Raw genomic sequence first — 16,829 nt, forward strand, 5'->3', positions numbered from 1 at the left:
CTGACCATAGCAATTTTACAATTTCGAGATAAATAGCCATAATCGCAATTCATCTTACCGTATTCAGGATAATCATGGACCAGTGGCAGGGACTTGATGAGTTTGTCGCGATTGCGACGGCAGGCTCCTTTACCGGCGGGGCCAAACTTTTAGGCACGTCAACCACGCGTATCAGCCGGGTGATTGTGCAGCTTGAAGCACGCCTTCAAGCCCAATTATTTGATCGCACCACCCGCGCGGTGAAGCTTACCGACACAGGTCGCGCCATCCTCGAACAATGTCGCAGATTGCTGGCGGAGAGAGACGATATTCTCGCCTCTGTTACCGCCCAAGGTGAACCCCGCGGGGAACTGCGGGTAACGTGCTCCACCACCATGGGCGAACGTTATGTCGCGCCTTTGCTGCGACGATTTGCGATGGAGAACCCAGATCTAAGTGTCGAGCTAAACTTGACGAACCGCTTGGTTGATCTGGTCGGCGAAGGCTATGACTTAGCGATCAGAACCGGACAAATGCCTGACTCTAGCCTCATCCGCACGCGCGTCGGCTCCCGCGCCTTGCTGACGTGCGCTGCACCGTCTTACCTCGCCAACACCGCTCCAATTGAGCATGTCGAGCACTTGAAGCACCACGCGTGCCTGTTGGGTTCAGCCAGCAATTGGCATTTTAAAGATGCTCAAGGACTTGCAGTGGAGTTTAAGCCAAGCGGGCGCTGGCGCTGTGACAATGGCAATGGGGTTTTGGAGGCTGCGATTGCTGGCATGGGCGTGTGCCAATTGCCCGAATTCTATATGTTACCAGCCTTGCGATCGAAGGAATTGGTCGAAGTCCTTCCAGACTTTAGGCCGTCAGAAGAACCGATCTGGGCGGTCTACCCCCAACGTCGCCATCTTCTGCCTAAAGTGCGGGGCGCGGTAAGCCTGCTCAAGCGCGAGCTAGCCGCAGCCATTGCGCGGCCTTAGCCCGCCTTCAATCAATTCAGTCCGGACGGAGTTTCCGGATTGACGTTGCCGCCCGAGCAAAGGCAAGTTGCACGCCATAACAGCGTGCCAAAAGGCAGCATAAATTTGGGAGGCTCAACATGTTGGCATCAAACCGCAAGTCCCGGCAGCTTTGGCTTAAGGCAAGTGCGCTCTTCAGCGTTGGCTTGCTTACTTGGTCGCCTGCGGCCCAAGCCCAAGCCCAAGTCACGGGTGCCGCCACCCCCCAAACCATTGCCGCCAATCGCGCTTTCTCGGCCACCTTGCCCTGGGACAATACGAGCGAGGATGAACTGGCCAAGCGTGGCTTTGTCGCCACCTTAGAAGACCCTTTGATCCGCAATGCCGCTGGCAAAGTTGTTCTGGATCTTTCCGCCTATGATTTCGCCCAAGGCCCCGCGCCAGAAACCGCCAACCCCAGCCTATGGCGACATGCGGCACTTTTGCGCATACACGGTCTTTTCAAGGTTGCGCCCAAGATCTGGCAAGTGCGTGGGTTTGATATCTCCGTCATGTCGATCATCGAAACCGACACAGGCTATATCATCATCGACCCACTGACGGTGGCAGAGACCGCCAAGGCCGCGATGAGCCTTGTCAAAAAACATGTTGGCGACAAACCTATTCACGCCGTGATTTACTCCCATAGCCATGCTGACCACTTCGGTGGCGTCAAAGGCATTGTGAGTGAAGCCGATGTCCAATCGGGCAAAGTGAAAATCATCGCGCCTATTGGCTTTATGGAACATGCCGTCAGTGAAAACCTGATTGCCGGTCCTGCGATGAGCCGCCGCGCCGTCTTCCAATTTGGCACGACTTTGGAGCGCGGCCCCGCAGGACAAGTTGGGGCCGGGATCGGGATGGAGGTTCCGGTTGGTGGCTCGCTCGGCCTCATCGCGCCGACCGATACGATTGAACGAACCGGTCAGACCATGACAGTCGACGGGATGAAGATTGAGTTCCAAGTAACACCGGGCACCGAAGCGCCGGCTGAAATGAACTTCTTCTTCCCTGACCTTGGTGCATTATGCTTGGCCGAAAATGCCAATGTGACGATGCACAACATCCTCCCCCCTCGTGGGGCCTTGGTGCGCGATTCAAAAGCGTGGGCCGATTATCTGACCGAAAGCATGAATTTGTTTGGCGCGCGCACCGATGTGATGTTTGTCTCGCACGGTTGGCCGCGTTGGGGGCGGCAAGAGGTCGCGACCTATGTCGCCAATCACCGCGACGCTTATAAGTATTTGCACGACCAATCCGTGCGACTGATGAACCAAGGCATGACGGCGACTGAGATTGCCGAAACCATCGCTTTGCCCGAGCTCCTCACCAAGCAATGGTATAATCATGGCTATTACGGCACGATGAGCCATAATTCGAAAGCGGTCTATCAGCGCTATTTGGGCTGGTATGATGCCAACCCTGCCAATCTAAACCCACTGCCGCCTGAAGCCGCGGCCAAGCGCTATGTGGACGCCATGGGTGGGGCAGATAAGGCGCTGGGCCTTGCCAAGATCGCCTATGACGCAGGCGATTATCGCTGGTCGGCTGAGCTTGCTAGCCGCATTGTGTTTGCAGACAGCACCAACAAACTCGCGCGAGAAGTTTTAGCCCAGTCGTTTGAGCAAATGGGCTATCAGGCCGAAAGCATGTTGTGGCGCAACATGTATCTCAACGGCGCTCAAGAAGCGCGCAAGACGCCCAGCGTACCAAATGCCGGCACGGTTGCGCCCGATATGATCAGCGCGATTTCCTCACCGCAATTATTTGACCTATTGGCCATTCGGGTCGATCCAGAAAAGGCCAAAGGCAAAAATATCGCTGTTGCCTTTGTCTTCCCAGACCGCAACGAACGCTATCGCTTGGTGCTGCGCAATTCGGTGATGGTCAATGAAGGGCCAAGCACCGAACCTGTAGATGCCACCGTGACCATGCCAAGACCCGCTTTCCTCGGCATGTTGTTCTCGGGCACCAGCCCTGCGAGCCTCGTGCTGCGCGGCGTGATGAAAATCGATGGCAAGACTGACTCTTTGCGCGCCTTCATGTCGACCTTGGACAACTCAGACCCCAAGGCCCCCTTCCCGATCGTAACGCCGTAGGGGGGCTCTAAGTCGTAACGCGACGAAAAAGAAAGTTTCAGAGAATCCGGGCGAAACTTGCGGCACCTTCTGCGGCCGGCAGCAAGCATGAAGGCGGGTTCATTGCGACGTCTTTCACTTGCGTGATTTCTACATCTGAGCCGTTCCCGAACACCGCTTCCATCGTTTGCACACAGATTTTCACGGACTCATTGGCCAGCATATACCAGACTTGTTTGGCCTCCTTGCGGGTGCTGACCAAGTCTGCACGGCGCAATTCGGCGAGTTGCTGGCTCAGTGCGGGTTGGGTGATGCCTGTTGCGTCACCGATTTCGGTCACATTGCGTTCGCAGTTAAGAAGGCAGCTGAGGATCATGAGGCGCTGGGGCTGGGCATAAATCTTAAGCTTTTCGGTCACATTGGCAGCAAGCTCGCGGTCTTGAAAGAAGGCGGTCATGGCAGTGTTCTGCAGAACCAGTCTGCGCCTTCGTCAGGGGTGATATTGCCGTCAGCAGGGGGTGCCAAAAGGGGCATGCCCGGTTGCCAGCCTTCAGGTGCAAACCCCTTGCCATCCTCAACAGTTTTTAAAGCGCGCACTAGTCGCAGCATTTCATCGGCGGATCGCCCCACATTGTGAGGATAACTGATAATCGCCCGAACAATCCCTTTGGGGTCGATAAAATAGGCGGCGCGCATCGCCATTGCATCCTTGCTTGTTGGATCCAGCATGCCATAGGCGTGACCAATCACCATGCTGGGGTCTTCGATGACTGGAAACTCAACTTTGACGGCGAAGTTTGCCTCGATGGCGCGGACCCAAGCTAAATGGGAATAGAGGCTATCAACCGACAAACCGACCAGCGCGCAATCCAGCGCATCAAACTCCTTTTGTCGTTTTGCGAGCCCGACAAATTCTGTGGTGCACACCGGCGTAAAGTCGGCAGGATGTGAGAAAAAGATAAGCCAGCGCCCGCGATAAGAAGACAGCGTTAGTTCACCTTTCGTCGAGCGCGTGACAAAGTCGGGGGCAAGGTCGCCGATCCGCACAGCTCGGGCCAAATTCATTTGATCTACAGCAATCATGTTTCCCACTTTCTGGTCGAAATAGTGGCCGACAAAGCCCCTTGACGCAATTTATTATATCAGTTACATGATATATGTAAATAAGATATTGAAGGAGACTCACATGACTGATCTCGCACTTACAAAGGCCAGCGCTCAAGTTGCCGCGGCACAGGCTGGCATTCCTGTAATCAAGGCCTTTTTCGACTTGCCGACAAACACCGTCAGCTATGTGGTGCACGATACGGCAACCTCTCGCGCCGCGATTATCGATAGCGTGTTGGACTTTGATCCAGCATCGGGGCGCACCACTTTCACATCCGCGGATGCGATTATCGCCTATGTTGGCGAGCACGCGCTAACGATTGACTGGCTGTTAGAAACGCACGCGCATGCAGACCATTTGTCTGCTGCACCCTATTTGCAACAAAAGCTGGGCGGCAAAATCGCGATCGGGGCGCACATTACCTCTGTTCAGCAGGTCTTTGGAAAATTGTTTAACGCGGGCAATGATTTCGTCCGCGACGGATCGGATTTCGACCAGCTTTGGAATGATGGGGATCATTTCAAGATTGGCAATCTGGAAGTGACTGTCCTTCATGTTCCTGGCCACACACCAGCCTGCATTGCTTATGTGATTGGTGATGCGGTCTTTGTTGGCGATACGATGTTTATGCCGGACTATGGGACCGCGCGGGCTGATTTTCCCGGTGGTGACGCGCGAACCTTATATCGCTCTGCACGGCGCTTGCTCTCACTGCCGCCTGAGACGCGCTTGTTCATGTGCCACGACTACCTGCCAGCCGGACGTGAAGACTATGTTTGGGAATCGACTGTGGAGGCCGAGCGCAAGGCCAACGTGCATATTCATGACGGCAAAACTGAGGATGAATTTGTGGCTATGCGGGAGGCCCGTGATGCGACTTTGCCGATGCCCCGCCTAATCATGCCATCGGTTCAAGTTAACATGCGTGCTGGGCATATGCCTGCCGCGGAAGACAATGGTGTCACGTACCTCAAGATCCCGGTGAATGCAGTATGATCCCCGGATTTCCAAATGCGATGCCGGTTGAAGGCTTTATCGGCGGCTTGTTGATTGGGCTAGCTGCAGCCATCATGCTGCTAGGCTTAGGCCGGATTGCCGGTGTGAGTGGTCTTGCTGCACGCGCAACAGGCATTGCAGACACGGGCGCGCCGCGCGGCATTGCCTTGGCTTTTGTCATTGGTCTGCCACTGGGCGCTTTCCTCATCGCAACATTAGCGGGCGGGGTAACAACCACGTTCCCAGTCTCGATTTGGCCCTTGATTATCGGCGGGCTGTTGGTTGGCTTTGGAACGCGGCTCGGCTCTGGGTGCACCAGTGGCCATGGCGTTTGTGGCATGTCGCGCCTTTCCCCACGTTCGCTGGTTGCAACAGCTTTGTTCATGGCCAGCGGCTTTGTAACAGTCGCACTGCTGCGACTTGGAGGTTTTCTATGAAACCGATCGTCGTTTCCCTCGTATCTGGCGCTTTATTTGGTGCAGGCTTGGCATTCTCGGGCATGGCTGACCCTGCCCGTGTGCAAGGCTTTTTGGACTTATTTGGTAATTGGGACCCAACACTGGCCTTCGTTATGGGCGGGGCCATGATTCCGATGGCGATTGCATGGGTCATAAAAGGCAGTTTGCACGCCCCACTGGCAGCGCCCGTATTTGACCTGCCAACCAGCACAAAACTTGATCGCCCATTGGCTTTGGGAAGTCTTCTTTTTGGCTTGGGATGGGGAATATCCGGGCTATGCCCCGGCCCCGCCCTTGCCGATCTTGGTGTGGTGCCCTTGGCCGTGATGCCCTTCATCCTAGCGATGTTCGTAGGCATGGCCCTGCATCGTTTTCTTCCCCAACTCACGCAGCAAAAAGGTGCCTCGCAATGATCAAGAATATGGGCAATCTAGATCGCATCATTCGTCTCACAATTGTTCTGGCAATTGGCGTCGCTTTTGCGCTGGGTAAAATCTCTGGCGTCTTAGCGCTACTCTTAGGTGTCGTGGGGCTTGCGTTTCTGTTGACCAGTTTGGTCGGAACCTGCCCGATTTACCTGCCGTTTGGCCTCTCAACCCGCCTCAAAAAAACAAGCTAAGCACCTAAGTGCCCCGGAGGAACGCACCATGATCATTAAGCAAATCGCTCCGGGACTCTCGGTCTCCGGCCAGCTTACCCCCCAAGACATCGCGGAAGCGGCTTCGCAAGGCTTTAAGTCTATTATCTGCAACCGACCTGATGGCGAAGAAGCGGGCCAGCCTAGCGCTGCCAATCTTGGCGAGCAGGCCAAGGCGTTGGGTCTGAGTTTTACTTACATTCCCGTAACACCGGGCTCCATTACCAACGACGATGGCGATAAAATGCGCGCGGCATTGGCAGCCATGCCTGCACCCGTTTTAGCGTTTTGCCGCTCTGGTGCGCGTTCAACCAAATTATGGGAAATGGCACAAAATATCCCTGCCCCCACGGGCACAACAAAAACTTATGACATTGTGATTGTGGGTGGCGGCAGTGCTGGAATTGCGACCGCGGCAAGTATTTTAAAGCGTGCTTCCGGCCTTTCCGTCGCGATTATTGAACCAAGCGAAGAGCATTATTACCAACCCGGCTGGACGATGGTCGGAGCGGGCGTATTCTCGGCAGAGTTTACAAGGCGCAGCGAGAAATCGGTGATGCCCCGTGGCGTTGACTGGATTAAAGGTGCCGCGTCTAGCTTTGCGCCCGAGGCCAATCAGGTTGCCCTAGAAGACGGGCGCATTCTGATCTATCGCGCGCTGGTGGTTTGCCCAGGGATCAAGCTGGATTGGGATGCGATTGAGGGCTTGCGTGAAACGCTGGGGAAAAACGGCGTCACCTCCAATTATCGCTATGATCTGGCACCCTATACCAATCGACTTGTCAAAGATCTCAAGGGTGGACGCGCCTTATTCACCCAACCACCCATGCCGATTAAATGCGCGGGCGCACCCCAAAAATCCATGTACTTATCTTGCAGCAATTGGGAGAAAGCCGGCGTTCTAAGCAAGATTGACGTGCAATTCCACAATACAGGCGCGGTCCTGTTTGGCGTTGCCGCCTATGTTCCTGCCCTGATGGACTATGTGGAGCGCTATAATGCGCATTTGAATTTTGAATCGAAGCTCGTCGCAATCAACGGCCCCGCAAAGACAGCGACCTTTGAACAAAAGCGCGACGGCAACGTCAGCCGTGTCGAGGAGAAATTCGACATGATTCATGTCGTGCCGCCTCAGATTGCGCCGGACTTTATCAGGAACAGCCCCTTGGCCGCCCCAAACGGTTTTGTTGAGGTCAATGAAGCAACTTTGCAACACGTGCGCTATCCAAATATTTTCGGGCTTGGCGACGCATGCTCGGCTTCAAATGCCAAGACGATGGCGGCAGCACGCAAGCAAGCACCCGTGGTGGCAGTCAATGTGCTAGCTTGGCTCGACGGCAAAGTCCCTGTCGCCGACTATGACGGGTATGGAAGTTGCCCGCTGACGGTTGAGCAAGGCAAGATCGTGCTGGCTGAATTTGGCTATGGCGGAAAACTTTTACCCAGCTTCCCGAATTGGTTAATCGACGGCACCAAGCCATCGCGCCTGTCTTGGCTACTCAAAGACACAATATTGCCGCCTATTTATTGGCATGGCATGCTTAAGGGCCGCGAATGGATGGCAGAACCACACAAGATTGGCAGCTGACATGCGTGGTCTCACAAATGGACTGGCCCGATATTTCCCGATCCTTGATTGGGCGCGCACTTATAATGGGACAACTTTAACCAGCGATGTTGTGGCGGCGCTGATCGTGACGATCATGCTGATACCACAAAGCATTGCTTATGCGATGTTGGCAGGTCTGCCGCCAGAAGTCGGGCTCTATGCGTCGATCGCTCCAATCATTGCTTATGCGATCTTTGGCACCAGCAAGGCTTTGGCCGTTGGACCTGTGGCGGTTATCTCCTTGATGACTCTAACCGCAGCGGGCAAAATAGCGCCGGCTGGCAGTGCAGAGTTCATTGCAGCGGCTTTGATTCTGGCATTTCTATCCGGTGCAATCCTGATCGCGATGGGTGTCTTGCGGCTTGGATTTCTTGCAAATCTCTTGTCCCATCCAGTTGTGTCAGGCTTTATCACTGCCAGTGGCATCATCATCGCGACCAGCCAGCTTAAGTCTATCCTTGGCATCGAAGCCCATGGCGACGCCCTACCTGAATTGGTCCAGACCCTGGCGCAGAATATCGCTGATACCAATCTGCCGACCCTAATTATTGGTGTGTTGTCGACGGCGTTTTTATTCTGGGTGCGCAAGGGCTTAAAGCCTTTGCTTGTCGGCTTTGGCTTGGCACCACGCCCTGCGGATTTGATCGCAAAAGCTGGCCCGATTGCGGCGGTTGCCGTCTCGACACTCGCGGTCATCTTGTTTGATTTAGAGGCAAAAGGGGTAAAGGTCGTCGGGACGATCCCCCAAAGCCTGCCGCCTTTAACAATGCCACTATTTGATCTTGAGCTTTGGCAGACCCTAGCTGTGCCTGCTCTTCTACTCTCGGTGATTGGCTTTGTAGAAAGCGTCTCAGTCGCCCAGACTCTGGCGGCAAAAAAGCGCCAACGTATTGTGCCAGACCAAGAACTGATTGGCCTAGGTGCCGCCAATATTGCAGCCAGCTTTAGCGGTGGCTATCCCGTCACAGGCGGCTTTGCCCGCTCGGTGGTAAACTTTGATGCGGGTGCAGAGACCCCAGCGGCAGGTGTGTTTACGGCAATCGGCATTTTGATCGCGGCATTGTTTCTAACACCCCTGCTCTATTCGCTGCCGATTGCGACACTGGCCGCAACCATCATTGTGGCCGTGCTCAGTCTGGTGGATTTCAAAACGCCACGGACCATTTTTGCTTATTCCAGGTCAGACTTTGCCGCGATGATGGCGACAATTTTGGTGACGCTGACTATGGGTGTTGAGCCCGGTGTGATTGCTGGCGTCAGTCTCAGCTTGGCTTTGTTCTTGTGGCGCGCATCCAGGCCCCATGCCGCGATTGTTGGCCGCGTCCCCGGCACAGAGCATTTTCGCAATGTGCTGCGCCACGCCGTTATCACCGATCCGCACATTCTAACGATCCGCATCGATGAGAGCTTGACCTATCTGAATGCGCGCTGGTTGGAGGAATTCATCTCCGAACAAGTCGCGCTGCATCCAAGCCTTAAGCACTTGATCTTGATGTGCTCAGCCGTGAACGCGATTGATGCCTCAGCGCTTGAGAGCGTGGAAGCGATCAATCATCGCCTCAAAGACGGGGCAATCGAATTGCACCTCTCAGAAGTTAAGGGCCCTGTCATGGATGCCCTCAAACGCTCCCACTTCCTGCACGAGCTGACAGGAAAGGTGTGGCTTTCCCAGCATGAGGCCTTTGAGGGCCTACTGGGGGAGTCAGTCCCCAAGGAGGAAAACCCTCTCCGATAGGACACCAATTCAGCTTGAACAGCTTCAACGCCTCCTCCGCAACATCAAAGGAAAAGACTATGACTCTCCACATCGGCGATATCGCCCCTGACTTTCAGACAGAAACCCAAAATGGCCCAATCAGCTTCCACGAATGGGCGGGCGATTCTTGGGTATTTTTCTTTAGTCACCCTGCTGACTTTACCCCGGTTTGCACCACCGAAATGGGCCGTACCGCCCAGTTGGCGGGAGAGTTTGCAAAGCGCAACACCAAACCCTTGGGACTTTCGACAGATACAGCCGAAGAGCACCTCAAGTGGATCGCCGACGTGAATGAAACTCAACACACCGACTTGCAGTTTCCGATTTTGGCCGATGCCGATCTGTCGATTGCGCGCATGTATGACATGATCCACCCCGAACAAAGCGAAACTGCTGCGGTTCGTTCAGTATTCATCATTGATCCGGCCAAGCGGATCCGCTTGACCATGACCTATCCCATGAGTGTTGGCCGCAATTTCGACGAGATCCTCCGCGTGATCGACGCGCTTCAAATGAGCGACAAGCATCGGATAGCAACGCCTGCTGATTGGGCTGTGGGAAAAGACGTCATCATCCCACCTTCGATCAAGGATGAAGAAGCCAAGATGCTCTTTCCTCAAGGTTGGACAACCCTAAAGCCTTACTTGCGCACAACCAGCATCAAATAGGCCTCGAGAGTAGAAGGCAGGACTTATCATGATAGATCAGGAATGGGCGATCATTCTCGCGCGAATCCAATTTGCGTTCACTGTGAGCTTTCACTTCATTTTTCCTGCCTTCTCTATTGGCCTAGCGAGCTTTCTGGCTGTGCTCGAGGGCCTTTGGCTGAAAACTGGTGAAGGTGTTTATGCCAACCTCTACCGCTATTGGCTGAAGATCTTCGCGGTCGTTTTTGCCATGGGCGTCGTGTCCGGCATCGTGATGTCCTATCAGTTTGGCACCAATTGGTCGGTGTTCTCTGACAAAGCGGGACCTGTGATCGGGCCACTTATGGCCTACGAAGTCATGACTGCCTTCTTCTTGGAGGCGGGCTTTTTGGGCGTAATGTTGTTTGGCATTAATAAAGTGGGCCGCAAGCTCCATTTTGTCGCGACATTGGCCGTTGCCGTTGGCACCTTTGTTTCGGCTTTCTGGATTTTGTCGGTCAATAGTTGGATGCAAACGCCCGTGGGCTATGAAATTGGTGCCAATGGCCAATTTTTGCCAGGCGACAGCTGGCTGACGATCATTTTCAATCCTAGTTTCCCCTATCGCTTGGTTCACACTGTACTTGCAGCCTATCTGACTACTGCCTTTGCTGTTGGAGCTGTGGGTGCCTTCCATCTCTTGCAAGATCGCCAGAACCCGGGCGCACGAAAGATGTTCTCAATGGCCATGTGGATGGCTGCCATTGTCGCCCCACTTCAAGTGGTCGCCGGTGATTTTCACGGGATTAACACTCTGGAACATCAGCCTACTAAAGTCATGGCGATGGAAGGGCATTATGACAGTCACCCCGACGGGGCACCGCTCATTTTGTTTGGCATCCCAAACAGCAAAGAGAAACGTGTCGACTATGCGATACAAATCCCCAAGGCTTCATCTCTTATCTTGAAGCATGATCTCAATGCACCGCTGGCGGGACTTGATACCATCCCTGATCAGGACGAACCCCCCGTCCCCATCGTATTTTGGTCATTCCGAATTATGGTAGGCTTGGGCATAGGTATGGTAGGCATCGGCCTTTGGAGCCTTTTCGCACGTGCGCGGAAAAGGCTGTATGATTGGCCATGGCTTCATCGGGCTGCCCTTGTAATGGGTCCAAGTGGCTTTATCGCCGTTCTCGCAGGCTGGGTAACAACCGAAGTCGGCCGCCAGCCCTTTACGATTTATGGTGTGTTGCGGACTGTCGATAGCGCCTCGCCCCTCGATGCGCCTGCTGTTGCAGTGTCGCTTATGGCTTTTGTGGTGGTTTACTTTGCCATCTTTGGCATGGGCATTTGGTACATTATCCGGCTGATGAAAAAGCCACCGGAAGCGCATGAAAAGCCACTCGACGATGCACCGATACGCAGCTCAGGTATAACCCCTGCGATGGCGGTTCTAGAAGGATCATCATCATGATCGACCTCACAGTGATTTGGGCCTGCATCATCGGCTTTGCCATAATCGCCTATGTTGTCATGGACGGATTTGACCTGGGCATTGGGATTTTGTTTCCCTTCTTCAAAGCTGGGAAAGACCGCGACACGGCTATGAACAGCATTGCACCGGTTTGGGATGGCAACGAAACATGGCTGGTCATGGGGGTTGGTGGGCTTTTGGCAGCGTTTCCGTTGGCTTATGCCATCATCCTTCCAGCCTTGTACGCCCCAATGATTGCCATGTTATTGGGTCTTGTTTTTCGCGGCGTCGCGTTTGAGTTTCGCTGGCGCGACCCTGCGCATCAGGCTTTCTGGGACAAAGCCTTCACATTTGGTTCAATCGTCGCAACTTTTGCGCAAGGCGTCGCTCTTGGCGCTTTGCTTCAAGGGATCAGTGTCACTGGTCGCGCTTACTCCGGCGGCTGGTGGGAGTGGCTATCCCCATTTAGCCTTTTAACGGGCTTTGGCCTATTGATAGGCTACGCTCTTTTAGGTGCGTGTTGGCTCAACTGGAAAACCGAAGGAGGATTGCAACGCCAAGCCGTAACCTATGCAGGACGCCTTGGCATTGGACTTTTGGTAATGATCACCATCATTAGCTTGGGAACACTAACGTTGGAGGCGAAATACTATGAACGCTGGCTTAGTTTCCCCAGCATAATTGCAACGGCGCAAGTGCCGTTAGCGACCCTTGTCGTCACCTTTATGTTTTACCGTAGCTTGACCCACAAAAAAGATGCGCAACCGTTTATGTGGGCCTTGGCGCTGTTTGGTCTGTGTTTAGTTGGACTTGGTGTCTCGATCTGGCCTGATATCATTCCAGCCCGCGTGACGATCTGGGAAGCCGCAGCGCCTCATCGCAGCCAAGTCTTTATGCTGGTTGGTGCTGTCATTATGATACCCATAATTTTGGCTTATACAGCTTGGTCTTACTGGGTGTTTCGCGGCAAAGTCGGTGCGGAGGGCTACCACTAGTGTCAAAATCACTCAAGCAACTCTTTTGGTTCGCGCTTATTTGGACAGGCAGCGTTGCGACATTGACCCTCGTTTCGTTCTTGATAAGAGCTTTGGTGCGTTAGGTCAGTTACCCAGAACACGTCTCACAACCGACCTAGCTGTTGTTCGGCGAGCCTGAAATATTGCTCTTCATAGCTGGCCCTCACACCCCTGACCAGACCATCCGCAGTCGGCCAAAGGTCAATGGAAGCAATATTTTGGAAATGACTGAGGTTCGGTTTTTGGCTCATGATCACTTCGTGAATGAAAACACCGTCGCCCAAGTTTGACCGCACTAATGTCTTAAGCGAGGATCTGTTTGGCCAATGCGGTTCCCTTGTTTTTACCCTTTAGTGCGGTCAAAACCTCACGCGTAGACGCCAAGATTGGCGCACCAGAAATCGCTTGGGTTTCGACCAAGACTTGTAAAACATAGTAAGCATTTCGCTGTGCGAGATCAAAATGCGGCAGCCAAGCCTGCAGAGCGACATCAATGGCGCTCGCATGCAATTCTGACGCCTGAGCTACTTTTAACAAGCTCTCAGCCAGTCGATTATACTTCACCCACTCGCCTTCGCACAAACGAACCAATACGTTGGCGAATGTCTCAGGAACGAATAGTCGGGTCTCAACACCCTCAACCAACGCGTCAATCGCCAGGCTCCGCACATCCGAATCTTTACCAATGATGCTAAGGGCTAGGACCAAATGGCCGGGCTCACCCCATGACCTTCCCTTCTGGAAAAGACAAGTTAGAAGGCCGTGGTTTGGAGTTGAGTTGGTGCTATCCTCTTCGATGCGCAGAACGAGTTTCCTAACTGCTTTCATATGGACGCTATCGAGCTTTTGCGGCCAGAGATAAGCAAGCCATTGGGCATGCCAGGTCGTATTGATATCTGTAGACCAGTTAAACTTGGTCTCTGGCCAGCGAGATAAGGCTGCGGTTGGCAATTCCTCCCAATGGGTGGTTGTTCTTCCACCGAACTCACCCAGCGCCGGAGCCTCCAGTCCCTGCCTTTCGGGACCATCGATCCGATCAGCCGTTCGAGCATGGACCTTCAGTTCTGCGTGCTTCCAAGTCATTTGTTCATAGTGAACCGCCCTATGGGACGACGTCCATTCATGGATCGCGGGGGAAAGACTGTCTGGCCAAGCATCGTCGAGGGCAAGGCTAGCAAATACGCCGTTCCAATCCGCATCTGGCTCCCTGCAACGCGCTGCTGTGATCCAAGGCGCGTAATTGGTTGCATCGGATTTGACGGGTGCCTCAAGGCCACCAAGTGCAAAGCGCGCCAATCTTCCAATGTCACCGCCTAATCTTTCTGCAAGCCTTAGCGCTTCCGGGCGATTATCGGGTGCCAATCTCAACATGGAAAGGCGAAGGTCCATAGATCTTTCGAGTGACGCGTCCTGCTCCATCTCAACCAGTCGCTCAACCCAAATGATGGGATCGATCCATCCGCCTTTCTGGGTGGGTGCTGCGAGCAAAGGCTGAGCCTTTTGTGCTGCCACGCGCGATGAGATTTCACGCAGATGCGTGATCATCGGGACAAATACGTCCTCTGGGATCAAATACTCCAACGACTGGATCTGAGTGTGATAAAGTTTGCCGCCAGCCCACGTGGCGATTAGATCTAGGACTGCTCCGGCGATCGTGTTGTGCACAGCTCGAAGCCCGTTGGAGCCAACTTGACCCTTGTTCAGGCGGTGTAGCAGTGGCGCAACGCGCTTTTCGAAATCCTCCGGACGTTGGTCAGCTAATCGACTTATTGCATCGATAATGCGTTCAAGCTCGTCAGGAGAATCGACCACCTCAATCGCATGAAAAACAGAGTCGATGAGCTTATCAACCGACCCAATAGGCTCGATTGCCGAGGACGCAGATAACACTTCGTGGCAGCTTCCGATGAAAGATAGCGGCTGATAGCCCACAGTTTGACTTGGAAGCGCCGGCTCCTCTTGGCTGGGAAGCAGCTTAGCATCATTACTGGCTGCCATCAGCAGCTTCTCGAACGCTGGCCGATTACTGGCAGACACGAGCACCATCCTATCGGCAATCGCGGCGCGATGCGCGGAAGACAATTGTTGCGCATAGGGTTGCAGAATCTCGATTCCCATTGCCTGCACCTCTGGATCTGTGTGCCGTATAGCATCGACAATTGCGGCCAAAGCCACAGGGTCAGCCGACTGCTTGGTTTCTCCAACAATCCGCTGAAGGAGCTTCAATGCCGCAACCCCATTGCCCTTACTGTCGTTGGCAAACACAGATCCGATCTCGCGAAGAAACGGGTCGCGCTGGAGAGCCTTGGCCTTCTCGATCTTTGTCAGCATATCAATCGCGAACTTCGCGACATGGCTAACAGGGTGACACAGTAACGCGATGTAGTCTGGCTGGTGGTCGATCAACTCAGTCGTTGTTGGCTCCATGGCTCGGTAAAGTTTATGGAAACCCGACAATTGGTTCTGTTTGATGTCCCGCCGAAGACCATCAAGCGCTAGGCGCAATAGATGGGAGCGGTCTAAATGTTTTGCGCGAGACAATTTGATCAGGGCTTCTGGCCAGGTCTCGTAATGCGCGGCTGCGCCCTTAGTAAGCCAAGGATTGGTGTTGAAGGCTTCAGTCTCAACCCTGAACAAACCATCAATGTCTGAAAGTAGTTCTGGTGCCTGAAGCAATTGCTCACTTAGTGGGGGGACATAGTCCCCATCGACGCCGTGAGATCTGGTTCGCATAAAATAGCTAGCAAACAATCGGTAGTACCCATCCGACTCTGGCTTACGGCAAATGCCATCTTGGACCCAGCCATGCAGTGTTGGAAAAGCGATAGAGGCACCTTGCTGGTCCAATTCGTGCGCTACATAAGCATCGATCCAGTCCGGCATTCGATCACGTATGATTTTTTCAAACGCCGGCATGTCATCGTGCCTGTGGCGAACCTGCCACTTCTTAACCGCCGACAGCGGCCCAACCGCAAAGACTGCAAGGGAGGCTTTGCGGTTTTCGGGACTGTTCCAACGAGACCAAACTTCGCCTCTTGGCTTTGAGAGAAACGACTTCAATTCCTCTGAGGCGGTCGCGGGTGCTTTTCCTTCGTCTAGATAGCGGTGCAAGCTTTGCGCACCTGCAGATAGCTTGGCGCGTTCCTTCTCATCCATGCCCTCGAAAGCCCTTGCGAGCTCGAGACCGTCAGCAGTCGAAAGTACGAGCTTCTCAAGATCGTCTGTATTCATGGATTGGAGCTCCCGACCTCTTGGTCCTGCATGAGTAGGGAAGCCGCTAAGACGTGTTTGCACGCTCCGCGTTGCCCCTGATACTTGCTGAACCACGGGCAAGTGCAGGAATCGCCACTTTCCGATAGGCTGACGAGATGGACTGTGCCGGTGCCATCAACTTCGAACTTTGTTGGCTCGGTCGAGTGCCCAACACGCCGCACCTTTCCCGTCTCGACAATTTTTCGGGCGTTGCTCAATCGCGGCTGCATCTCTTCGACTTTAGCTAGATCGAAGGGGAGTTCCCGATGGAAGTAGTTTCTGTTGGCCGCGTCGTACCCCGCTAGCCCCCGCGTACCAAGAATCCCTAACGCTGCTTCGACGTCTTCCGCAGCCAAGTGCAAGGTCTCTGCGAGCTTTGCCGAATCCACTTTTGATTGCCATTTAAGTGCTGCTCTGACCTTAGCAATTGCCGCGTCTGGTGGCGGGGCTGCGAGCGTACCTAAAAGTTGGCCCTCGCCAGAAAAGCCCCGATATACTTCTGGACTAATCATAAGAAAGAAAGTGCCTTCCGGGTAGATCACCTCCCACCCGCTTGCGCCACTGACTTCATCGTACCAGACGCGGAGCCCTTTTGCCCGCATCAGCAGTGGCTCAATGATTTTTACCCGGTGCGTACCTAGCAATTGTACCGCACCACTCTGATGGCGCTGGGTTAGTCGTATCGAACGACCAGAAGGGATCGCGTAGCTCGTCGCCTGTGAACAATCCCCATCCCATTGCCATTGAATGGGTTTTCGGCGGTTTGAAGTATTCGGATTTGCAAGATTTTGCTGTGTTTGGCAGATTTTCTTGCGATTTAGGTGCGCGGCTGCGCG

The 16,829-nt window shown here is 54.0% G+C and carries 16 protein-coding genes; 12 read left to right on the forward strand and 4 right to left on the reverse strand.

All coding sequences use genetic code 11. The features are described 5' to 3' along the window. Positions 1-74: 74 nt before the first annotated feature. Positions 75-962, forward strand: coding sequence for a LysR substrate-binding domain-containing protein (locus tag ACIQ20_RS13080; protein WP_395780976.1), 888 nt, complete (start codon positions 75-77; stop codon positions 960-962). Between the two features lie 119 nt (positions 963-1,081). Continuing rightward, positions 1,082-3,079: an alkyl/aryl-sulfatase gene (locus ACIQ20_RS13085; protein WP_395780978.1), complete on the forward strand. Its 1,998-nt coding sequence runs from the start codon at positions 1,082-1,084 to the stop codon at positions 3,077-3,079. Positions 3,080-3,116: 37 nt separating this feature from the next. On the opposite strand, the gene ACIQ20_RS13090 is transcribed toward ACIQ20_RS13085, so the two are convergent. Together ACIQ20_RS13090 and ACIQ20_RS13095 are read right to left on the reverse strand one after the other, a co-directional pair. After that, a complete protein-coding gene (locus ACIQ20_RS13090) occupies positions 3,117-3,515 on the reverse strand; it encodes an ArsR/SmtB family transcription factor (RefSeq protein WP_395780980.1) in 399 nt (132 codons plus the stop codon). Further along, complete coding sequence (locus ACIQ20_RS13095; protein ID WP_395780982.1) at positions 3,512-4,141, reverse strand: peroxiredoxin; 630 nt, start codon at positions 4,139-4,141, stop codon at positions 3,512-3,514. The genes ACIQ20_RS13090 and ACIQ20_RS13095 overlap by 4 nt, the downstream gene beginning before the upstream one ends. 103 nt (positions 4,142-4,244) lie before the next feature. Between ACIQ20_RS13095 and ACIQ20_RS13100 the strand changes: the two genes are divergently transcribed. From ACIQ20_RS13100 to ACIQ20_RS13145, 10 genes are read left to right on the forward strand one after another with little or no spacing between them, the layout of a single operon-like run. Then, positions 4,245-5,162, forward strand: a complete 918-nt coding sequence (locus ACIQ20_RS13100; RefSeq protein WP_395780984.1) for an MBL fold metallo-hydrolase — start codon at positions 4,245-4,247, stop codon at positions 5,160-5,162. Next, on the forward strand, positions 5,159-5,599 hold the full coding sequence (locus tag ACIQ20_RS13105; protein ID WP_395780986.1) for a YeeE/YedE family protein: 441 nt from the start codon (positions 5,159-5,161) through the stop codon (positions 5,597-5,599). Before ACIQ20_RS13100 ends, ACIQ20_RS13105 begins: the two co-directional genes overlap by 4 nt. After that, a complete protein-coding gene (locus ACIQ20_RS13110; RefSeq protein ID WP_395780988.1) occupies positions 5,596-6,033 on the forward strand; it encodes a DUF6691 family protein in 438 nt (145 codons plus the stop codon). The genes ACIQ20_RS13105 and ACIQ20_RS13110 overlap by 4 nt, the downstream gene beginning before the upstream one ends. Beyond that, positions 6,030-6,239: a DUF2892 domain-containing protein gene (locus ACIQ20_RS13115; protein ID WP_395780990.1), complete on the forward strand. Its 210-nt coding sequence runs from the start codon at positions 6,030-6,032 to the stop codon at positions 6,237-6,239. The genes ACIQ20_RS13110 and ACIQ20_RS13115 overlap by 4 nt, the downstream gene beginning before the upstream one ends. A gap of 28 nt (positions 6,240-6,267) precedes the next feature. Further along, positions 6,268-7,845: a TIGR01244 family sulfur transferase gene (locus ACIQ20_RS13120; protein ID WP_395780992.1), complete on the forward strand. Its 1,578-nt coding sequence runs from the start codon at positions 6,268-6,270 to the stop codon at positions 7,843-7,845. 1 nt (position 7,846) lies between these two features. Beyond that, on the forward strand, positions 7,847-9,601 hold the full coding sequence (locus tag ACIQ20_RS13125) for a SulP family inorganic anion transporter (RefSeq protein ID WP_395780994.1): 1,755 nt from the start codon (positions 7,847-7,849) through the stop codon (positions 9,599-9,601). A gap of 59 nt (positions 9,602-9,660) precedes the next feature. Then, positions 9,661-10,290 (forward strand): peroxiredoxin, encoded by a 630-nt coding sequence (locus ACIQ20_RS13130; protein WP_395780996.1) that lies wholly within the window; start codon positions 9,661-9,663, stop codon positions 10,288-10,290. A 28-nt stretch (positions 10,291-10,318) separates the two neighbouring features. Continuing rightward, positions 10,319-11,725 (forward strand): cytochrome ubiquinol oxidase subunit I, encoded by a 1,407-nt coding sequence (locus ACIQ20_RS13135; protein ID WP_395780998.1) that lies wholly within the window; start codon positions 10,319-10,321, stop codon positions 11,723-11,725. Beyond that, the gene (gene cydB, locus ACIQ20_RS13140; RefSeq protein WP_395781000.1) at positions 11,722-12,720 is read left to right on the forward strand and encodes a cytochrome d ubiquinol oxidase subunit II; all 999 of its coding nucleotides are present in this window, start codon (positions 11,722-11,724) and stop codon (positions 12,718-12,720) included. Before ACIQ20_RS13135 ends, cydB begins: the two co-directional genes overlap by 4 nt. After that, on the forward strand, positions 12,720-12,824 hold the full coding sequence (locus ACIQ20_RS13145; protein WP_395781002.1) for a DUF2474 family protein: 105 nt from the start codon (positions 12,720-12,722) through the stop codon (positions 12,822-12,824). The genes cydB and ACIQ20_RS13145 overlap by 1 nt, the downstream gene beginning before the upstream one ends. A gap of 220 nt (positions 12,825-13,044) precedes the next feature. Here ACIQ20_RS13145 and ACIQ20_RS13150 read toward each other — a convergent pair whose 3' ends face one another. Together ACIQ20_RS13150 and ACIQ20_RS13155 are read right to left on the reverse strand one after the other, a co-directional pair. Continuing rightward, a complete protein-coding gene (locus ACIQ20_RS13150; protein WP_395781004.1) occupies positions 13,045-15,972 on the reverse strand; it encodes a DUF6493 family protein in 2,928 nt (975 codons plus the stop codon). After that, positions 15,969-16,829, reverse strand: an 861-nt coding sequence (locus ACIQ20_RS13155) for an SWIM zinc finger family protein (protein ID WP_395781006.1), incomplete at its 5' end; no start/stop codon positions are given. The genes ACIQ20_RS13155 and ACIQ20_RS13150, both read right to left, overlap by 4 nt.

This window comes from Aquidulcibacter sp. (assembly GCF_044346625.1).
In the GTDB taxonomy this organism is placed as follows: Bacteria; Pseudomonadota; Alphaproteobacteria; order Caulobacterales; family Aquidulcibacteraceae; genus Aquidulcibacter.